The organism is Shigella sp. SIG3 (assembly GCF_053555855.1).
In genome coordinates this window covers 1-18,403 of record NZ_JBQZXE010000013.1, presented here as the reverse complement: position 1 = coordinate 18,403, position 18,403 = coordinate 1, and the positions used below count along the sequence as shown (strand labels likewise).

Annotated in this window: 15 protein-coding genes, 2 pseudogenes and 1 other annotated feature (1 of these 18 cut by a window edge); of the genes and pseudogenes, 10 read left to right on the top strand and 7 right to left on the bottom strand. The window is 51.0% G+C overall.

All coding sequences use genetic code 11. The features are described from left to right. Positions 1-23: a sequence feature (Thr leader region), on the top strand; it begins 97 nt to the left of the window's first position. A 25-nt stretch (positions 24-48) separates the two neighbouring features. From thrA to ACUU1I_RS04680, 4 genes are all read left to right on the top strand, one after another. Further along, positions 49-2,511 carry a bifunctional aspartate kinase/homoserine dehydrogenase I gene (gene thrA, locus ACUU1I_RS04695; protein WP_001264716.1) on the top strand — a complete coding sequence of 821 codons (2,463 nt, stop codon included), beginning with the start codon at positions 49-51 and terminating at the stop codon, positions 2,509-2,511. Between the two features lies 1 nt (position 2,512). Beyond that, positions 2,513-3,445 (top strand): homoserine kinase, encoded by a 933-nt coding sequence (thrB, locus tag ACUU1I_RS04690; protein WP_000241642.1) that lies wholly within the window; start codon positions 2,513-2,515, stop codon positions 3,443-3,445. Further along, positions 3,446-4,732: a threonine synthase gene (thrC, locus tag ACUU1I_RS04685; protein WP_000781046.1), complete on the top strand. Its 1,287-nt coding sequence runs from the start codon at positions 3,446-3,448 to the stop codon at positions 4,730-4,732. It begins immediately after the preceding gene. 213 nt (positions 4,733-4,945) lie between these two features. Continuing rightward, complete coding sequence (locus ACUU1I_RS04680; protein ID WP_000738723.1) at positions 4,946-5,242, top strand: DUF2502 domain-containing protein; 297 nt, start codon at positions 4,946-4,948, stop codon at positions 5,240-5,242. Between the two features lie 152 nt (positions 5,243-5,394). Here ACUU1I_RS04680 and yaaA read toward each other — a convergent pair whose 3' ends face one another. Continuing rightward, positions 5,395-6,171 carry a peroxide stress protein YaaA gene (gene yaaA / locus ACUU1I_RS04675; protein ID WP_000906197.1) on the bottom strand — a complete coding sequence of 259 codons (777 nt, stop codon included), beginning with the start codon at positions 6,169-6,171 and terminating at the stop codon, positions 5,395-5,397. Between the two features lie 69 nt (positions 6,172-6,240). Next, positions 6,241-7,695 (bottom strand): annotated as a pseudogene (locus tag ACUU1I_RS04670) (alanine/glycine:cation symporter family protein). Between the two features lie 278 nt (positions 7,696-7,973). Here ACUU1I_RS04670 and tal point away from each other — a divergent pair. Both tal and mog read left to right on the top strand, forming a co-directional pair. Further along, the gene (gene tal / locus ACUU1I_RS04665; RefSeq protein ID WP_000130185.1) at positions 7,974-8,927 is read left to right on the top strand and encodes a transaldolase; all 954 of its coding nucleotides are present in this window, start codon (positions 7,974-7,976) and stop codon (positions 8,925-8,927) included. 114 nt (positions 8,928-9,041) lie between these two features. Further along, complete coding sequence (gene mog, locus ACUU1I_RS04660) at positions 9,042-9,629, top strand: molybdopterin adenylyltransferase (RefSeq protein ID WP_001295414.1); 588 nt, start codon at positions 9,042-9,044, stop codon at positions 9,627-9,629. Positions 9,630-9,663: 34 nt separating this feature from the next. On the opposite strand, the gene satP is transcribed toward mog, so the two are convergent. From satP to ACUU1I_RS04645, 3 genes are all read right to left on the bottom strand, one after another. Then, positions 9,664-10,230, bottom strand: coding sequence for an acetate uptake transporter (gene satP, locus ACUU1I_RS04655; protein ID WP_000528538.1), 567 nt, complete (start codon positions 10,228-10,230; stop codon positions 9,664-9,666). Between the two features lie 148 nt (positions 10,231-10,378). Continuing rightward, on the bottom strand, positions 10,379-11,092 hold the full coding sequence (msyB, locus tag ACUU1I_RS04650; RefSeq protein WP_001102367.1) for an acidic protein MsyB: 714 nt from the start codon (positions 11,090-11,092) through the stop codon (positions 10,379-10,381). 25 nt (positions 11,093-11,117) lie between these two features. Further along, positions 11,118-11,522 carry a DUF2541 family protein gene (locus ACUU1I_RS04645; protein ID WP_000843568.1) on the bottom strand — a complete coding sequence of 135 codons (405 nt, stop codon included), beginning with the start codon at positions 11,520-11,522 and terminating at the stop codon, positions 11,118-11,120. A gap of 376 nt (positions 11,523-11,898) precedes the next feature. Here ACUU1I_RS04645 and dnaK point away from each other — a divergent pair, with 376 nt between their 5' ends. Both dnaK and dnaJ read left to right on the top strand, forming a co-directional pair. Then, on the top strand, positions 11,899-13,815 hold the full coding sequence (gene dnaK / locus ACUU1I_RS04640; protein ID WP_000516120.1) for a molecular chaperone DnaK: 1,917 nt from the start codon (positions 11,899-11,901) through the stop codon (positions 13,813-13,815). 88 nt (positions 13,816-13,903) lie between these two features. After that, positions 13,904-15,034 carry a molecular chaperone DnaJ gene (gene dnaJ, locus ACUU1I_RS04635; protein ID WP_001118475.1) on the top strand — a complete coding sequence of 377 codons (1,131 nt, stop codon included), beginning with the start codon at positions 13,904-13,906 and terminating at the stop codon, positions 15,032-15,034. A 103-nt stretch (positions 15,035-15,137) separates the two neighbouring features. Here dnaJ and mokC read toward each other — a convergent pair whose 3' ends face one another. Beyond that, on the bottom strand, positions 15,138-15,290 hold the full coding sequence (mokC, locus tag ACUU1I_RS04630) for a type I toxin-antitoxin system toxin MokC (RefSeq protein ID WP_000809168.1): 153 nt from the start codon (positions 15,288-15,290) through the stop codon (positions 15,138-15,140). 585 nt (positions 15,291-15,875) lie between these two features. Between mokC and nhaA the strand changes: the two genes are divergently transcribed. Both nhaA and nhaR read left to right on the top strand, forming a co-directional pair. Further along, on the top strand, positions 15,876-17,042 hold the full coding sequence (gene nhaA / locus ACUU1I_RS04625) for a Na+/H+ antiporter NhaA (RefSeq protein WP_000681334.1): 1,167 nt from the start codon (positions 15,876-15,878) through the stop codon (positions 17,040-17,042). A gap of 65 nt (positions 17,043-17,107) precedes the next feature. Then, entirely contained in the window at positions 17,108-18,007 is a 900-nt protein-coding gene (gene nhaR / locus ACUU1I_RS04620; RefSeq protein ID WP_001338226.1) for a transcriptional activator NhaR, read from the top strand. Positions 18,008-18,044: 37 nt separating this feature from the next. On the opposite strand, the pseudogene ACUU1I_RS04615 reads toward nhaR, so the two are convergent. After that, positions 18,045-18,403: pseudogene (locus tag ACUU1I_RS04615) on the bottom strand (fimbrial family protein); the annotation flags it as partial.

The window sequence follows — 18,403 nt, the reverse complement described above, 5'->3', positions numbered from 1 at the left end:
CTGACAGTGCGGGCTTTTTTTTCGACCAAAGGTAACGAGGTAACAACCATGCGAGTGTTGAAGTTCGGCGGTACATCAGTGGCAAATGCAGAACGTTTTCTGCGTGTTGCCGATATTCTGGAAAGCAATGCCAGGCAGGGGCAGGTGGCCACCGTCCTCTCTGCCCCCGCCAAAATCACCAACCACCTGGTGGCGATGATTGAAAAAACCATTAGCGGCCAGGATGCTTTACCCAATATCAGCGATGCCGAACGTATTTTTGCCGAACTTTTGACGGGACTCGCCGCCGCCCAGCCGGGGTTCCCGCTGGCGCAATTGAAAACTTTCGTCGATCAGGAATTTGCCCAAATAAAACATGTCCTGCATGGCATTAGTTTGTTGGGGCAGTGCCCGGATAGCATCAACGCTGCGCTGATTTGCCGTGGCGAGAAAATGTCGATCGCCATTATGGCCGGCGTGTTAGAAGCGCGTGGTCACAACGTTACCGTTATCGATCCGGTCGAAAAACTGCTGGCAGTGGGGCATTACCTCGAATCTACCGTCGATATTGCTGAGTCCACCCGCCGTATTGCGGCAAGCCGCATTCCGGCTGATCACATGGTGTTGATGGCAGGTTTCACCGCCGGTAATGAAAAAGGCGAACTGGTGGTGCTTGGACGTAACGGTTCCGACTACTCCGCGGCGGTGCTGGCTGCCTGTTTACGCGCCGATTGTTGCGAGATTTGGACGGACGTTGACGGGGTCTATACCTGCGACCCGCGTCAGGTGCCCGATGCGAGGTTGTTGAAGTCGATGTCCTACCAGGAAGCGATGGAGCTTTCCTACTTCGGCGCTAAAGTTCTTCACCCCCGCACCATTACCCCCATCGCCCAGTTCCAGATCCCTTGCCTGATTAAAAATACCGGAAATCCTCAAGCACCAGGTACGCTCATTGGTGCCAGCCGTGATGAAGACGAATTACCGGTCAAGGGCATTTCCAATCTGAATAACATGGCAATGTTCAGCGTTTCCGGCCCGGGGATGAAAGGGATGGTTGGCATGGCGGCGCGCGTCTTTGCTGCAATGTCACGCGCCCGTATTTCCGTGGTGCTGATTACGCAATCATCTTCCGAATACAGTATCAGTTTCTGCGTTCCACAAAGCGACTGTGTGCGAGCTGAACGGGCAATGCAGGAAGAGTTCTACCTGGAACTGAAAGAAGGCTTACTGGAGCCGCTGGCGGTGACGGAACGGCTGGCCATTATCTCGGTGGTAGGTGATGGTATGCGCACCTTGCGTGGGATCTCGGCGAAATTCTTTGCCGCGCTGGCCCGCGCCAATATCAACATTGTCGCCATTGCTCAGGGATCTTCTGAACGCTCAATCTCTGTCGTGGTAAATAACGATGATGCGACCACTGGCGTGCGCGTTACTCATCAGATGCTGTTCAATACCGATCAGGTTATCGAAGTGTTTGTGATTGGCGTCGGTGGCGTTGGCGGTGCGCTGCTGGAGCAACTGAAGCGTCAGCAAAGCTGGCTGAAGAATAAACATATCGACTTACGTGTCTGCGGCGTTGCCAACTCGAAGGCTCTGCTCACTAGTGTGCATGGCCTTAATCTGGAAAACTGGCAGGAAGAACTTGCACAAGCCAAAGAGCCGTTTAATCTCGGGCGCTTAATTCGCCTCGTGAAAGAATATCATCTGCTGAACCCGGTCATTGTTGACTGCACCTCCAGCCAGGCAGTGGCGGATCAATATGCCGACTTCCTGCGCGAAGGTTTCCACGTTGTCACGCCGAACAAAAAGGCCAACACCTCGTCGATGGATTACTATCATCAGTTGCGTTATGCGGCGGAAAAATCGCGGCGTAAATTCCTCTATGACACCAACGTTGGGGCTGGATTACCGGTTATTGAGAACCTGCAAAATCTGCTCAATGCAGGTGATGAATTGGTGAAGTTCTCCGGCATTCTTTCAGGTTCGCTTTCTTATATCTTCGGCAAGTTAGACGAAGGCATGAGTTTCTCCGAGGCGACCACGCTGGCGCGGGAAATGGGTTATACCGAACCGGACCCGCGAGATGATCTTTCTGGTATGGATGTGGCGCGTAAACTATTGATTCTCGCTCGTGAAACGGGACGTGAACTGGAGCTGGCGGATATTGAAATTGAACCTGTGCTGCCCGCAGAGTTTAACGCCGAGGGTGATGTTGCCGCTTTTATGGCGAATCTGTCACAGCTCGACGATCTCTTTGCCGCGCGCGTGGCGAAGGCCCGTGATGAAGGAAAAGTTTTGCGCTATGTTGGCAATATTGATGAAGATGGTGTCTGCCGCGTGAAGATTGCCGAAGTGGATGGGAATGATCCGCTGTTCAAAGTGAAAAATGGCGAAAACGCCCTGGCCTTTTATAGCCACTATTATCAGCCGCTGCCGTTGGTGCTGCGCGGATATGGTGCGGGCAATGACGTTACCGCTGCCGGTGTCTTTGCCGATCTGCTACGTACCCTCTCATGGAAGTTAGGAGTCTGACATGGTTAAAGTTTATGCCCCGGCTTCCAGTGCCAATATGAGCGTCGGGTTTGATGTGCTCGGGGCGGCGGTGGCACCCGTTGATGGTGCATTGCTCGGAGATGTAGTCACGGTTGAGGCGGCAGAGACATTCAGTCTCAACAACCTCGGACGCTTTGCCGATAAGCTGCCGTCAGAACCACGGGAAAATATCGTTTATCAGTGCTGGGAGCGTTTTTGCCAGGAGCTTGGCAAGCAAATTCCAGTGGCGATGACTCTGGAAAAGAATATGCCGATCGGTTCGGGCTTAGGCTCCAGCGCCTGTTCGGTGGTCGCGGCGCTGATGGCGATGAATGAACACTGCGGCAAGCCGCTTAATGACACTCGTTTGCTGGCTTTGATGGGCGAGCTGGAAGGACGTATCTCCGGCAGCATTCATTACGACAACGTGGCACCGTGTTTTCTTGGTGGTATGCAGTTGATGATCGAAGAAAACGACATCATCAGCCAGCAAGTGCCAGGGTTTGATGAGTGGCTGTGGGTGCTGGCGTATCCGGGAATTAAAGTCTCGACGGCAGAAGCCCGGGCTATTTTACCGGCGCAGTATCGCCGCCAGGATTGCATTGCGCACGGGCGACATCTGGCTGGCTTCATTCACGCCTGCTATTCCCGTCAGCCTGAGCTTGCCGCGAAGCTGATGAAAGATGTTATCGCTGAACCCTACCGTGAACGGTTACTGCCTGGCTTCCGGCAGGCGCGGCAGGCGGTCGCGGAAATCGGCGCGGTAGCGAGCGGTATCTCCGGCTCCGGCCCGACCTTGTTCGCTCTATGTGACAAGCCGGATACCGCCCAGCGCGTTGCCGACTGGTTGGGTAAGAACTACCTGCAAAATCAGGAAGGTTTTGTTCATATTTGCCGGCTGGATACGGCGGGCGCACGAGTACTGGAAAACTAAATGAAACTCTACAATCTGAAAGATCACAACGAGCAGGTCAGCTTTGCGCAAGCCGTAACCCAGGGGTTGGGCAAAAATCAGGGGCTGTTTTTTCCGCACGACCTGCCGGAATTCAGCCTGACTGAAATTGATGAGATGCTGAAGCTGGATTTTGTCACCCGCAGTGCGAAGATCCTCTCGGCGTTTATTGGTGATGAAATCCCACAGGAAATCCTGGAAGAGCGCGTGCGCGCGGCGTTTGCCTTCCCGGCTCCGGTCGCCAATGTTGAAAGCGATGTCGGTTGTCTGGAATTGTTCCACGGGCCAACGCTGGCATTTAAAGATTTCGGCGGTCGCTTTATGGCACAAATGCTGACCCATATTGCGGATGATAAGCCAGTGACCATTCTGACCGCGACCTCCGGTGATACCGGAGCTGCAGTGGCTCATGCTTTCTACGGTTTGCCGAATGTGAAAGTGGTTATCCTCTATCCACGAGGCAAAATCAGTCCACTGCAAGAAAAACTGTTCTGTACGTTGGGCGGCAATATCGAAACGGTTGCCATCGACGGCGATTTCGATGCCTGTCAGGCGCTGGTGAAGCAGGCGTTTGATGATGAAGAACTGAAAGTGGCGCTGGGGTTAAACTCGGCTAACTCGATTAACATCAGCCGTTTGCTGGCGCAGATTTGCTACTACTTTGAAGCTGTTGCGCAGCTGCCGCAGGAGGCGCGCAACCAGCTGGTTGTCTCGGTGCCAAGCGGAAACTTCGGCGATTTGACGGCGGGTCTGCTGGCGAAGTCATTCGGTCTGCCGGTGAAACGTTTTATTGCTGCGACCAACGTGAACGATACCGTGCCACGTTTCCTGCACGACGGTCAGTGGTCACCCAAAGCGACTCAGGCGACGTTATCCAACGCGATGGACGTGAGTCAGCCGAACAACTGGCCGCGTGTGGAAGAGTTGTTCCGCCGCAAAATCTGGCAACTGAAAGAGCTGGGTTATGCAGCCGTGGATGATGAAACCACGCAACAGACAATGCGTGAGTTAAAAGAACTGGGCTACACCTCGGAGCCGCACGCTGCCGTAGCGTATCGTGCGCTGCGTGACCAGTTGAATCCAGGCGAATATGGCTTGTTCCTCGGCACCGCGCATCCGGCGAAATTTAAAGAGAGCGTGGAAGCGATTCTCGGTGAAACGTTGGATCTGCCAAAAGAGCTGGCAGAACGTGCTGATTTACCCTTGCTTTCACATAATCTGCCCGCCGATTTTTCTGCGTTGCGTAAATTGATGATGAATCATCAGTAAAATCTATTCATTATCTCAATCAGGCCGGGTTTGCTTTTATGCAGCCCGGCTTTTTTATGAAGAAATTATGGAGAAAAACGACAGGGAAAAAGGAGAAATTATCAATAAATGCGGTAACTTAGAGATTAGGATTGCGGAGAATAACAACCGTCGTTCTCATCGCGTAATCTCCGGATATCGACCCATAACGGGCAATGATAAAAGGAGTAACCTGTGAAAAAGATGCAATCTATCGTACTCGCACTTTCCCTGGTTCTGGTCGCTCCCATGGCAGCACAGGCTGCGGAAATTACGTTAGTCCCGTCAGTAAAATTACAGATAGGCGATCGTGATAATCGTGGCTATTACTGGGATGGAGGTCACTGGCGCGACCACGGCTGGTGGAAACAACATTATGAATGGCGAGGCAATCGCTGGCACCCACACGGACCGCCGCCACCGCCGCGCCACCATAAGAAAGCTCCTCATGATCATCACGGCGGTCATGGTCCAGGCAAACATCACCGCTAAATGACAAATGCCGGGTAACAATCCGGCATTCAGCGCCTGATGCGACGCTGGCGCGTCTTATCAGGCCTACGTTAATTCTGCAATATATTGAATCTGCATGCTTTTGTAGGCCGGATAAGGCGTTCACGCCGCATCCGGCATTGACTACAAACTTAACGCTGCTCGTAGCGTTTAAACACCAGTTCGCCATTGCTGGAGGAATCTTCATCAAAGAAGTAACCTTCGCTATTAAAACCAGTCAGTTGCTCTGGTTTGGTCAGCCGATTTTCAATAATGAAACGACTCATCAGACCGCGTGCTTTCTTAGCGTAGAAGCTGATGATCTTAAATTTGCCGTTCTTCTCATCGAGGAACACCGGCTTGATAATCTCGGCATTCAATTTCTTCGGCTTCACCGATTTAAAATACTCATCTGACGCCAGATTAATCACCACATTATCGCCTTGTGCTGCGAGCGCCTCGTTCAGCTTGTTGGTGATGATATCTCCCCAGAATTGATACAGATCTTTCCCTCGGGCATTCTCAAGACGGATCCCCATTTCCAGACGATAAGGCTGCATTAAATCGAGCGGGCGCAGTACGCCATACAAGCCGGAAAGCATTCGCAAATGCTGTTGGGCAAAATCGAAATCGTCTTCGCTGAAGGTTTCGGCCTGCAAGCCGGTGTAGACATCACCTTTAAACGCCAGAATCGCCTGGCGGGCATTCGCCGGCGTGAAATCTGGCTGCCAGTCATGAAAGCGAGCGGCGTTGATACCCGCCAGTTTGTCGCTGATGCGCATCAGCGTGCTAATCTGCGGAGGCGTCAGTTTCCGCGCTTCATGGATCAACTGCTGGGAATTGTCTAACAGCTCCGGCAGCGTATAGCGCGTGGTGGTCAACGGGCTTTGGTAATCAAGCGTTTTCGCAGGTGAAATAAGAATCAGCATATCCAGTCCTTGCAGGAAATTTATGCCGACTTTAGCAAAAAAAGAGAATGAGTTGATCGATAGTTGTGATTACTCCTGCGAAACATCATCCCACGCGTCCGGAGAAAGCTGGCGACCGATATCCGGATAACGCAACGGATCAAACACCGGGCGCACGCCGAGTTTACGCTGGCGTAGATAATCACTGGCAATGGTATGAACCACAGGCGAGAGCAGTAAAATGGCGGTCAAATTGGTAATAGCCATGCAGGCCATTATGATATCTGCCAGTTGCCACATCAGCGGAAGGCTTAGCAAGGTGCCGCCGATGACCGTTGCGAAGGTGCAGATCCGCAAACACCAGATCGCTTTAGGGTTGTTCAGGCGTAAAAAGAAGAGATTGTTTTCGGCATAAATGTAGTTGGCAACGATGGAGCTGAAGGCAAACAGAATAACCACGAGGGTAACAAATTCAGCACCCTAGGAACCCATTAGCACCCGCATCGCCTTCTGGATAAGCTGAATACCTTCCAGCGGCATGTAGGTTGTGCCGTTACCCGCCAGTAATATCAGCATGGCGCTTGCCGTACAGATGACCAGGGTGTCGATAAAAATGCCAATCATCTGGACAATCCCTTGTGCTGCCGGATGCGGAGGCCAGGATGCCGCTGCCGCTGCCGCTGCCGCTGCCGCTGCCGCTGCCGCGTTTGGCGTCGATCCCATTCCCGCCTCATTGGAAAACATACTGCGCTGAAAACCGTTAGTAATCGCCTGGCTTAAGGTATATCCCGCCGCGCCGCCTGCCGCTTCCTGCCAGCCAAAAGCACTCTCAAAAATAGACCAAATGACGTGGGGAAGTTGCCCAATATTTATTACGCAAATCACCAGGCTGGTCAGTACCCAGATTATCGCCATCAACGGGACAAACCCCTGCATGAGCCGGGCGACGCCATGAAGACCGCGAGTGATTGCCAGCAGAGCAAAGACAGCGAGAATAATGCCCGTCACCAGCGGAGGAAAATCAAAAGAAAAACTCAGGGCTCGGGCAACGGCGTTCGCCTGAACTCCGCTGAAAATTATGCCGTAGGCGATGAGCAAAAAGACGGCGAACAGAACGCCCATCCAGCGCATCCCCAGCCCGCGCGCCATATACCATGCCGGTCCGCCACGAAACTGCCCATTGACGTCACGTTCTTTATAAAGTTGTGCAAGGGAACATTCGGCAAACGAGGTCGCCATGCCGATAAACGCAGCAACCCACATCCAAAAGACGGCACCTGGTCCACCGGCGGTAATTGCCAGCGCAACGCCGGCCAGGTTGCCGCTACCCACGCGCGCCGCAAGACTGGTACACAATGACTGAAATGAGGTTAAACCGCCTGGCTGTGGATGAATGCTATTTTTAAGACTTTTGCCAAACTGGCGGATGTAGCGAAACTGCACAAATCCGGTGCGAAAAGTGAACCAACAACCTGCGCCGAAGAGCAGGTAAATCATTACCGATCCCCAAAGGACGCTGTTAATAAAGGAGAAAAAATCTGGCATGCATATCCCTCTTATTGCCGGTCGCGATGACTTTCCTGTGTAAACGTTACCAATTGTTTAAGAAGTATATACGCTACGAGGTACTTGATAACTTCTGCGTAGCATACATGAGGTTTTGTATAAAAATGGCGGGCGATATCAACGCAGTGTCAGAAATCCGAAACAGTCTCGCCTGGCGATAACCGTCTTGTCGGCGGTTGCGCTGACGTTGCGTCGTGATATCATCAGGGCAGACCGGTTACATCCCCCTAACAAGCTGTTTAAAGAGAAATACTATCATGACGGACAAATTGACCTCCCTTCGTCAGTACACCACCGTAGTGGCCGACACTGGGGACATCGCGGCAATGAAGCTGTATCAACCGCAGGATGCCACAACCAACCCTTCTCTCATTCTTAACGCAGCGCAGATTCCGGAATACCGTAAGTTGATTGATGATGCTGTCGCCTGGGCGAAACAGCAGAGCAACGATCGCGCGCAGCAGATCGTGGACGCGACCGACAAACTGGCAGTAAATATTGGTCTGGAAATCCTGAAACTGGTTCCGGGCCGTATCTCAACTGAAGTTGATGCGCGTCTTTCCTATGACACCGAAGCGTCAATTGCGAAAGCAAAACGCCTGATCAAACTCTACAACGATGCAGGTATTAGCAACGATCGTATTCTGATCAAACTGGCTTCTACCTGGCAGGGTATCCGTGCTGCAGAACAGCTGGAAAAAGAAGGTATCAACTGTAACCTGACCCTGCTGTTCTCCTTCGCTCAGGCTCGTGCTTGTGCGGAGGCGGGCGTGTTCCTGATCTCGCCGTTTGTTGGCCGTATTCTTGACTGGTACAAAGCGAATACCGATAAGAAAGAGTACGCTCCGGCAGAAGATCCGGGCGTGGTTTCTGTATCTGAAATCTACCAGTACTACAAAGAGCACGGTTATGAAACCGTGGTTATGGGCGCAAGCTTCCGTAACATCGGCGAAATTCTGGAACTGGCAGGCTGTGACCGTCTGACCATCGCACCGGCACTGCTGAAAGAGCTGGCGGAGAGCGAAGGGGCTATCGAACGTAAACTGTCTTACACCGGCGAAGTGAAAGCGCGTCCGGCGCGTATCACTGAGTCCGAGTTCCTGTGGCAGCACAACCAGGATCCAATGGCAGTAGATAAACTGGCGGAAGGTATCCGTAAGTTTGCTATTGACCAGGAAAAACTGGAAAAAATGATCGGCGATCTGCTGTAATCATTCTTAGCGTGACCGGGAAGTCGGTCACGCTACCTCTTCTGAAGCCTGTCTGTCACTCCCTTCGCAGTGTATCATTCTGTTTAACGAGACTGTTTAAACGGAAAAATCTTGATGAATACTTTACGTATTGGCTTAGTTTCCATCTCTGATCGCGCATCCAGCGGCGTTTATCAGGATAAAGGCATTCCAGCGCTGGAAGAATGGCTGACATCGGCGCTAACCACGCCGTTTGAACTGGAAACCCGCTTAATCCCCGATGAGCAGGCGATCATCGAGCAAACGTTGTGTGAGCTGGTGGATGAAATGAGTTGCCATCTGGTGCTCACCACGGGCGGAACTGGCCCGGCGCGTCGTGACGTAACGCCCGATGCGACGCTGGCAGTAGCGGACCGCGAGATGCCTGGCTTTGGTGAACAGATGCGCCAGATCAGCCTGCATTTTGTACCAACTGCGATCCTTTCGCGTCAGGTGGGCGTGATTCGCAAACAGGCGCTGATCCTTAACTTACCCGGTCAGCCGAAGTCTATTAAAGAGACGCTGGAAGGTGTGAAGGACGCTGAGGGTAACGTTGTGGTGCATGGTATTTTTGCCAGCGTACCGTACTGCATTCAGTTGCTGGAAGGGCCATACGTTGAAACGGCACCAGAAGTGGTTGCTGCATTCAGACCGAAGAGTGCAAGACGCGACGTTAGCGAATAAAAAAATCCCCCCGAGCGGGGGGATCTCAAGACAATTAGTGGGATTCACCAATCGGCAGAACGGTGCGACCAAACTGCTCGTTCAGCACTTCACCCATCGCCAGATAGATTGCGCTGGCACCGCAGATCAGACCAATCCAGCCGGCAAAGTGGATGATCGCGGCATTACCGGCAATGTTACCGATCGCCAGCAGGGCAAACAGCACGGTCAGGCTAAAGAAAACGAATTGCAGGACGCGTGCGCCTTTCAGAGTGCCGAAGAACATAAACAGCGTAAATACGCCCCACAGACCCAGGTAGACACCAAGGAACTGTGCATTTGGCGCATCGGTCAGACCCAGTTTCGGCATCAGCAGAATCGCAACCAGCGTCAGCCAGAAAGAACCGTAAGAGGTGAATGCGGTTAAACCGAAAGTGTTGCCTTTTTTGTACTCCAGCAGACCAGCAAAAATTTGCGCGATGCCGCCGTAGAAAATGCCCATGGCAAGAATAATACCGTCCAGAGCGAAATAACCCACGTTGTGCAGGTTAAGCAGAATGGTGGTCATGCCGAAGCCCATCAGGCCCAGCGGTGCCGGATTAGCCAACTTAGTGTTGCCCATAATTCCTCAAAAATCATCATCGAATGAATGGTGAAATAATTTCCCTGAATAACTGTAGTGTTTTCAGGGCGCGGCATAATAATCAGCCAGTGGGGCAGTGTCTACGATCTTTTGAGGGGAAAATGAAAATTTTCCCCGGTTTCCGGTATCAGACCTGAGTGGCGCTAACCATCCGGCGCAGGCAGGCGATTTGCAGTACGGCTGGAATCGTCACGCGATAGGCGCTGCCGCTGACCGCTTTAACCCCATTTAATGCTGCGCCCACAGGGCCTCCCAGCCCCGCTCCGCGCAGCAAACCATGCCCAAGTACGCTCATTGCTGCGTGGGTGCGTAAAATGCGGGTCAGTTGGCTGGAAAGCAAATGCGACACACCTTTTGCCAATAATTTGTCTTTCATCAGCAGCGGCAGCAGCTCTTCCAGCTCATTCACCCTGGCATCGACCGCGTGCAGAAACTCCTGCTTATGTTCCTCGTCCATTTTCTTCCAGGTATTACGCAGAAATTGTTCCAGTAACTGTTGCTCAATTTCAAACGTAGACATCTCTTTGTCGGCTTTCAGCTTCAATCGCTTTGAAACATCGAGCAAAATGGCCCGATACAATTTACCGTGTCCGCGCAGTTTGTTGGCGATACTATCGCCACCAAAATGCTGTAATTCTCCGGCAATCAGCTGCCAGTTGCGGCGATGTTGCTCGGGATGCCCTTCCATCGATTTAAACAGTTCGTTGCGCATCAGTACGCTGGAGAGGCGAGTTTTGCCTTTTTCATTATGGGTGAGCAATCGGGCGAAATTTGCCAACTGTTCCTCACTACAATGCTGAAGAAAATCCAGATCTGAATCATTCAGGTAATTAACATTCATTTTTTGTGGCTTCTATATTCTGGCGTTAGTCGTCGCCGATAATTTTCAGCGTGGCCATATCCGATGAGTTCACCGTATGACCGGAAAAGGTGATTTTTGAGACGCAGCGTTTATTGTCGTTATCGCTGTTAATGTTGATCCAGTCAGTGGTTTGCCCTTCTTTTATTTCTGAAGGAATATTCAGGCTCTGACTGGCGCTACGGGCGGCTTTGAAATAAACCGATGCACCGCTTAACTGTAAATCGCCATGGTCGGCAGAGAGTTGTATGCGTTTCACAATGCGACAAACAGGAAGTTTCAGCGCCAGATCGTTGGTTTCGTTACGCGGCATTGCAATGACGCCGAGGAGTTTATGGTCGTTTGCCTGCGCCGTGCAGCACAGCATCAGGCTAATCGCCAGGCTGGCGGAAATCGTAAAAACGGATTTCATAAGGATTCTCTTAGTGGGAAGAGGTAGGGGGATGAATACCCACTAGTTTACTGCTGATAAAGAGAAGATTCAGGCACGTAATCTTTTCTTTTTATTACAATTTTTTGATGAATGCCTTGGCTGCGATTCATTCTTTATATGAATAAAATTGCTGTCAATTTTACGTCTTGTCCTGCCATATCGCGAAATTTCTGCGCAAAAGCACAAAAAATTTTTGCATCTCCCCCTTGATGACGTGGGTTACGACCCCATTTAGTAGTCAACCGCAGTGAGTGAGTCTGCAAAAAAATGAAATTGGGCAGTTGAAACCAGACGTTTCGCCCCTATTACAGACTCACAACCACATGATGACCGAATATATAGTGGAGACGTTTAGATGGGTAAAATAATTGGTATCGACCTGGGTACTACCAACTCTTGTGTAGCGATTATGGATGGCACCATTCCTCGCGTGCTGGAGAACGCCGAAGGCGATCGCACCACGCCTTCTATCATTGCCTATACCCAGGATGGTGAAACTCTGGTTGGTCAGCCGGCTAAACGTCAGGCAGTGACGAACCCGCAAAACACCCTGTTTGCGATTAAACGCCTGATTGGCCGCCGCTTCCAGGACGAAGAAGTACAGCGTGATGTTTCCATCATGCCGTTCAAAATTATTGCTGCTGATAACGGCGACGCATGGGTCGAAGTTAAAGGCCAGAAAATGGCACCGCCGCAGATTTCTGCTGAAGTGCTGAAAAAAATGAAGAAAACCGCTGAAGATTACCTGGGTGAACCGGTAACTGAAGCTGTTATCACCGTACCGGCATACTTTAACGATGCTCAGCGTCAGGCAACCAAAGACGCAGGCCGTATCGCTGGTCTGGAAGTAAAACGTATCATCAACGAACCGACCGCAGCTGCGCTGGCTTACGGTCTGGACAAAGGCACTGGCAACCGTACTATCGCGGTTTATGACCTGGGGGGTGGTACTTTCGATATTTCTATTATCGAAATCGACGAAGTTGACGGCGAAAAAACCTTCGAAGTTCTGGCAACCAACGGTGATACCCACCTGGGTGGTGAAGACTTCGACAGCCGTCTGATCAACTATCTGGTTGAAGAATTCAAGAAAGATCAGGGCATTGACCTGCGCAACGATCCGCTGGCAATGCAGCGCCTGAAAGAAGCGGCAGAAAAAGCGAAAATCGAACTGTCTTCCGCTCAGCAGACCGACGTTAACCTGCCATACATCACTGCAGACGCGACCGGTCCGAAACACATGAACATCAAAGTGACTCGTGCGAAACTGGAAAGCCTGGTTGAAGATCTGGTAAACCGTTCCATTGAGCCGCTGAAAGTTGCACTGCAGGATGCTGGCCTGTCCGTATCTGATATCGACGACGTTATCCTCGTTGGTGGTCAGACTCGTATGCCAATGGTTCAGAAGAAAGTTGCTGAGTTCTTTGGTAAAGAGCCGCGTAAAGACGTTAACCCGGACGAAGCTGTAGCAATCGGTGCTGCTGTTCAGGGTGGTGTTCTGACTGGTGACGTAAAAGACGTACTGCTGCTGGACGTTACCCCGCTGTCTCTGGGTATCGAAACCATGGGCGGTGTGATGACGACGCTGATCGCGAAAAACACCACTATCCCGACCAAGCACAGCCAGGTGTTCTCTACCGCTGAAGACAACCAGTCTGCGGTAACCATCCATGTGCTGCAGGGTGAACGTAAACGTGCGGCTGATAACAAATCTCTGGGTCAGTTCAACCTAGATGGTATCAACCCGGCACCGCGCGGCATGCCGCAGATCGAAGTTACCTTCGATATCGATGCTGACGGTATCCTGCACGTTTCCGCGAAAGATAAAAACAGCGGTAAAGAGCAGAAGATCACCATCAAGGCTTCTTCTGGTCTGAACGAAGATGAAATCCAGAAAATGGTACGCGACGCAGAAGCTAACGCCGAAGCTGACCGTAAGTTTGAAGAGCTGGTACAGACTCGCAACCAGGGCGACCATCTGCTGCACAGCTCCCGTAAGCAGGTTGAAGAAGCAGGCGACAAACTGCCGGCTGACGACAAAACTGCTATCGAGTCTGCGCTGACTGCACTGGAAACTGCTCTGAAAGGTGAAGACAAAGCCGCTATCGAAGCGAAAATGCAGGAACTGGCACAGGTTTCCCAGAAACTGATGGAAATCGCCCAGCAGCAACATGCCCAGCAGCAGACTGCCGGTGCTGATGCTTCTGCAAACAACGCGAAAGATGACGATGTTGTCGACGCTGAATTTGAAGAAGTCAAAGACAAAAAATAATCGCCTTATAAACGGGTAATTATACTGACACGGGCGAAGGGGAATTTCCTCTCCGCCCGTGCATTCATCTAGGGGCAATTTAAAAAAGATGGCTAAGCAAGATTATTACGAGATTTTAGGCGTTTCCAAAACAGCGGAAGAGCGTGAAATCAGAAAGGCCTACAAACGCCTGGCCATGAAATACCACCCGGACCGTAACCAGGGTGACAAAGAGGCCGAGGCGAAATTTAAAGAGATCAAGGAAGCTTATGAAGTTCTGACCGACTCGCAAAAACGTGCGGCATACGATCAGTATGGTCATGCTGCGTTTGAGCAAGGAGGCATGGGCGGCGGTGGTTTTGGCGGCGGCGCAGACTTCAGCGATATTTTTGGTGACGTTTTCGGCGATATTTTTGGCGGCGGACGTGGTCGTCAACGTGCGGCGCGCGGTGCTGATTTACGCTATAACATGGAGCTCACCCTCGAAGAAGCTGTACGTGGCGTGACCAAAGAAATCCGCATTCCGACTCTGGAAGAGTGTGACGTTTGCCACGGTAGCGGTGCAAAACCAGGTACACAGCCGCAGACCTGTCCGACCTGTCATGGTTCTGGTCAGGTGCAGATGCGCCAGGGATTCTTCGCTGTACAGCAGACCTGTCCACACTGTCAGGGCCGCGGTACGCTGATCAAAGATCCGTGCAACAAATGTCATGGTCATGGTCGTGTTGAGCGCAGCAAAACGCTGTCCGTTAAAATCCCGGCAGGGGTGGACACTGGAGACCGCATCCGTCTTGCGGGCGAAGGTGAAGCGGGCGAGCATGGCGCACCGGCAGGCGATCTGTACGTTCAGGTTCAGGTTAAACAGCACCCGATTTTCGAGCGTGAAGGCAACAACCTGTATTGCGAAGTCCCGATCAACTTCGCTATGGCGGCGCTGGGTGGCGAAATCGAAGTACCGACCCTTGATGGTCGCGTCAAACTGAAAGTGCCTGGCGAAACCCAGACCGGTAAGCTATTCCGTATGCGCGGTAAAGGCGTCAAGTCTGTCCGCGGTGGTGCACAGGGTGATTTGCTGTGCCGCGTTGTCGTCGAAACACCGGTAGGCCTGAACGAAAAGCAGAAACAGCTGCTGCAAGAGCTGCAAGAAAGCTTCGGTGGCCCAACCGGCGAGCACAACAGCCCGCGCTCAAAGAGCTTCTTTGATGGTGTGAAGAAGTTTTTTGACGACCTGACCCGCTAACCTCCCCAAAAGCCTGCCCGTGGGCAGGCCTGGGTAAAAATAGGGTGCGTTGAAGATATGCGAGCACCTGTAAAGTGGCGGGGATCACTCCCCGCCGTTGCTCTTACTCGGATTCGTAAGCCGTGAAAACAGCAACCTCCGTCTGGCCAGTTCGGATGTGAACCTCACAGAGGTCTTTTCTCGTCACCAGCGCCGCCACTACGGCGGTGATACAGATGACGATCAGGGCGACAATCATCGCCTTATGCTGCTTCATTGCTCTCTTCTCCTTGACCTTACGGTCAGTAAGAGGCACTCTACATGTGTTCAGCATATAGGAGGCCTCGGGTTGATGGTAAAATATCACTCGGGGCTTTTCTCTATCTGCCGTTCAGCTAATGCCTGAGACAGACAGCCTCAAGCACCCGCCGCTATTATATCGCTCTCTTTAACCCATTTTGTTTTATCGATTCTAATCCTGAAGACGCCTCGCATTTTTGTGGCGTAATTTTTTAATGATTTAATTATTTAACTTTAATTTATCTCTTCATCGCAATTATTGACGACAAGCTGGATTATTTTTGAAATATTGGCCTAACAAGCATCGCCGACTGACAACAAATTAATTATTACTTTTCCTAATTAATCCCTCAGGAATCCTCACCTTAAGCTATGATTATCTGGGCTTAGGGTCACTCGTGAGCGCTTACAGCCGTCAAAAACGCATCTCACCGCTGATGGCGCAAATTCTTCAATAGCTCGTAAAAAACGAATTATTCCTACACTATAATCTGATTTTAACGATGATTCGTGCGGGGTAAAATAGTAAAAACGATCTATTCACCTGAAAGAGAAATAAAAAGTGAAACATCTGCATCAATTCTTTAGCAGTGATGCCTCGGGAGGCATTATTCTTATCATTGCCGCTATCCTGGCGATGATTATGGCCAACAGCGGCGCAACCAGTGGATGGTATCACGACTTTCTGGAGACGCCGGTTCAGCTCCGGGTTGGTTCACTCGAAATCAACAAAAACATGCTGTTATGGATAAATGACGCGCTGATGGCGGTATTTTTCCTGTTAGTCGGTCTGGAAGTTAAACGTGAACTGATGCAAGGATCGCTAGCCAGCTTACGCCAGGCCGCATTTCCAGTTATCGCCGCTATTGGTGGGATGATTGTGCCGGCATTACTCTATCTGCCTTTTAACTATGCCGATCCGATTACCCGCGAAGGGTGGGCGATCCCGGCGGCTACTGACATTGCTTTTGCACTTGGTGTACTGGCGCTGTTGGGAAGTCGTGTTCCGTTAGCGCTGAAGATCTTTTTGATGGCTCTGGCTATTATCGACGATCTTGGGGCCATCATTATCATCGCATTGTTCTACACTAATGACTTATCGATGGCCTCTCTTGGCGTCGCGGCTGTAGCAATTGCGGTACTCGCGGTATTGAATCTGTGTGGTGTACGCCGCACGGGCGTCTATATTCTTGTTGGCGTGGTGTTGTGGACTGCGGTGTTGAAATCGGGGGTTCACGCAACTCTGGCGGGGGTAATTGTCGGCTTCTTTATTCCTTTGAAAGAGAAGCATGGGCGTTCTCCAGCGAAGCGACTGGAGCATGTGTTGCACCCGTGGGTGGCGTATCTGATTTTGCCGCTGTTTGCATTTTCTAATGCTGGCGTTTCACTGCAAGGCGTCACGCTGGATGGCTTGACCTCCATTCTGCCATTGGGGATCATCGCTGGCTTGCTGATTGGCAAACCGCTGGGGATTAGTCTGTTCTGCTGGTTGGCGCTGCGTTTGAAACTGGCGCATCTGCCTGAGGGAACGACTTATCAGCAAATTATGGTGGTGGGGATCCTGTGCGGTATCGGTTTTACTATGTCTATCTTTATTGCCAGCCTGGCCTTTGGTAGCGTAGATCCAGAACTGATTAACTGGGCGAAACTCGGTATCCTGGTCGGTTCTATCTCTTCGGCGGTAATTGGATACAGCTGGTTACGCGTTCGTTTGCGTCCATCAGTTTGACAGGACGGTTTACCGGGGAGCCATAAACGGCTCCCTTTTCATTGTTATCAGGGAGAGAAATGAGCATGTCTCATATCAATTACAACCACTTGTATTACTTCTGGCATGTCTATAAAGAAGGTTCCGTGGTTGGCGCAGCGGAGGCGCTTTATTTAACTCCACAAACCATTACCGGACAGATTCGAGCGCTGGAAGAGCGCCTGCAAGGCAAATTATTTAAACGCAAGGGACGTGGTCTCGAACCCAGCGAGCTGGGAGAACTGGTCTATCGCTATGCCGATAAAATGTTCACCTTAAGCCAGGAAATGCTGGATATTGTGAACTATCGCAAAGAATCCAATTTATTGTTTGACGTTGGCGTGGCTGATGCACTTTCCAAACGCCTGGTCAGTAGCGTACTTAACGCCGCAGTGGTAGAAGGCGAGCCCATTCATCTTCGCTGCTTCGAATCCACCCACGAAATGCTGCTGGAGCAATTAAGTCAGCATAAACTGGATATGATCATTTCTGACTGTCCGATAGACTCTACGCAGCAGGAAGGCCTGTTCTCCGTGAGAATTGGCGAATGTGGCGTGAGTTTCTGGTGTACAAATCCACCACCAGAAAAACCGTTCCCGGCTTGTCTGGAAGAACGGCGACTTTTGATTCCTGGGCGACGTTCAATGTTAGGGCGCAAATTGCTTAACTGGTTTAACTCCCAGGGATTAAACGTAGAAATCCTCGGCGAGTTTGATGATGCCGCTTTGATGAAAGCTTTTGGTGCGATGCACAATGCAATCTTCGTTGCCCCAACGCTTTATGCATATGATTTTTATGCCGATAAAACTGTCGTAGAAATTGGTCGCGTCGAGAATGTGATGGAAGAGTACCATGCTATTTTTGCTGAGCGGATGATTCAGCACCCGGCGGTACAGCGAATCTGCAATACGGATTATTCTGCGCTTTTTAGTCCAGCGGTGCGTTAATCGGCAGCTCCCCCAAAGTTAAGGTGGGGGAGATAGATTAGTTGTACATTACCACGATTTTGACTCGGCTCATTATTTGCCCGCTTGAGACATTGTTTCCATATGTACGCGGGCGAATAAATAGAGGAATCTGATTACTTCCTTCATGGGGATGCTGAAAAGAGTAGTAATTGCTTTTACCATACTGGATTTCATTCGTACCATCATTGGAGAGTTGAAAGCCTATTTGACCCGCACCGTCCTCACTGTTTTCTAACTCATTTTTTAATATGCTGGTTCCTGACTCCTGTATCGTCACTGGTTCAAAGTAATATTCAACGTCACTGGGTTCAAAAACTAATTCACCTTGCTCGCCCTGGATGCAGTCAAATCTTATATGATGAAACTGATAATTTT

Excerpts from the sequence above, each read along its gene's own strand:
- ACUU1I_RS04645 (WP_000843568.1), bottom strand. The coding sequence starts at position 11,522 with ATGAAATCCGTTTTTACGATTTCCGCCAGCCTGGCGATTAGCCTGATG.
- thrC (WP_000781046.1), top strand. The coding sequence starts at position 3,446 with ATGAAACTCTACAATCTGAAAGATCACAACGAGCAGGTCAGCTTTGCG.
- satP (WP_000528538.1), bottom strand. The coding sequence starts at position 10,230 with ATGGGCAACACTAAGTTGGCTAATCCGGCACCGCTGGGCCTGATGGGC.
- dnaK (WP_000516120.1), top strand. The coding sequence starts at position 11,899 with ATGGGTAAAATAATTGGTATCGACCTGGGTACTACCAACTCTTGTGTA.
- msyB (WP_001102367.1), bottom strand. The coding sequence starts at position 11,092 with ATGAATGTTAATTACCTGAATGATTCAGATCTGGATTTTCTTCAGCAT.
- tal (WP_000130185.1), top strand. The coding sequence starts at position 7,974 with ATGACGGACAAATTGACCTCCCTTCGTCAGTACACCACCGTAGTGGCC.
- nhaR (WP_001338226.1), top strand. The coding sequence starts at position 17,108 with ATGTCTCATATCAATTACAACCACTTGTATTACTTCTGGCATGTCTAT.
- dnaJ (WP_001118475.1), top strand. The coding sequence starts at position 13,904 with ATGGCTAAGCAAGATTATTACGAGATTTTAGGCGTTTCCAAAACAGCG.
- yaaA (WP_000906197.1), bottom strand. The coding sequence starts at position 6,171 with ATGCTGATTCTTATTTCACCTGCGAAAACGCTTGATTACCAAAGCCCG.
- mokC (WP_000809168.1), bottom strand. The coding sequence starts at position 15,290 with ATGAAGCAGCATAAGGCGATGATTGTCGCCCTGATCGTCATCTGTATC.
- thrA (WP_001264716.1), top strand. The coding sequence starts at position 49 with ATGCGAGTGTTGAAGTTCGGCGGTACATCAGTGGCAAATGCAGAACGT.
- thrB (WP_000241642.1), top strand. The coding sequence starts at position 2,513 with ATGGTTAAAGTTTATGCCCCGGCTTCCAGTGCCAATATGAGCGTCGGG.
- mog (WP_001295414.1), top strand. The coding sequence starts at position 9,042 with ATGAATACTTTACGTATTGGCTTAGTTTCCATCTCTGATCGCGCATCC.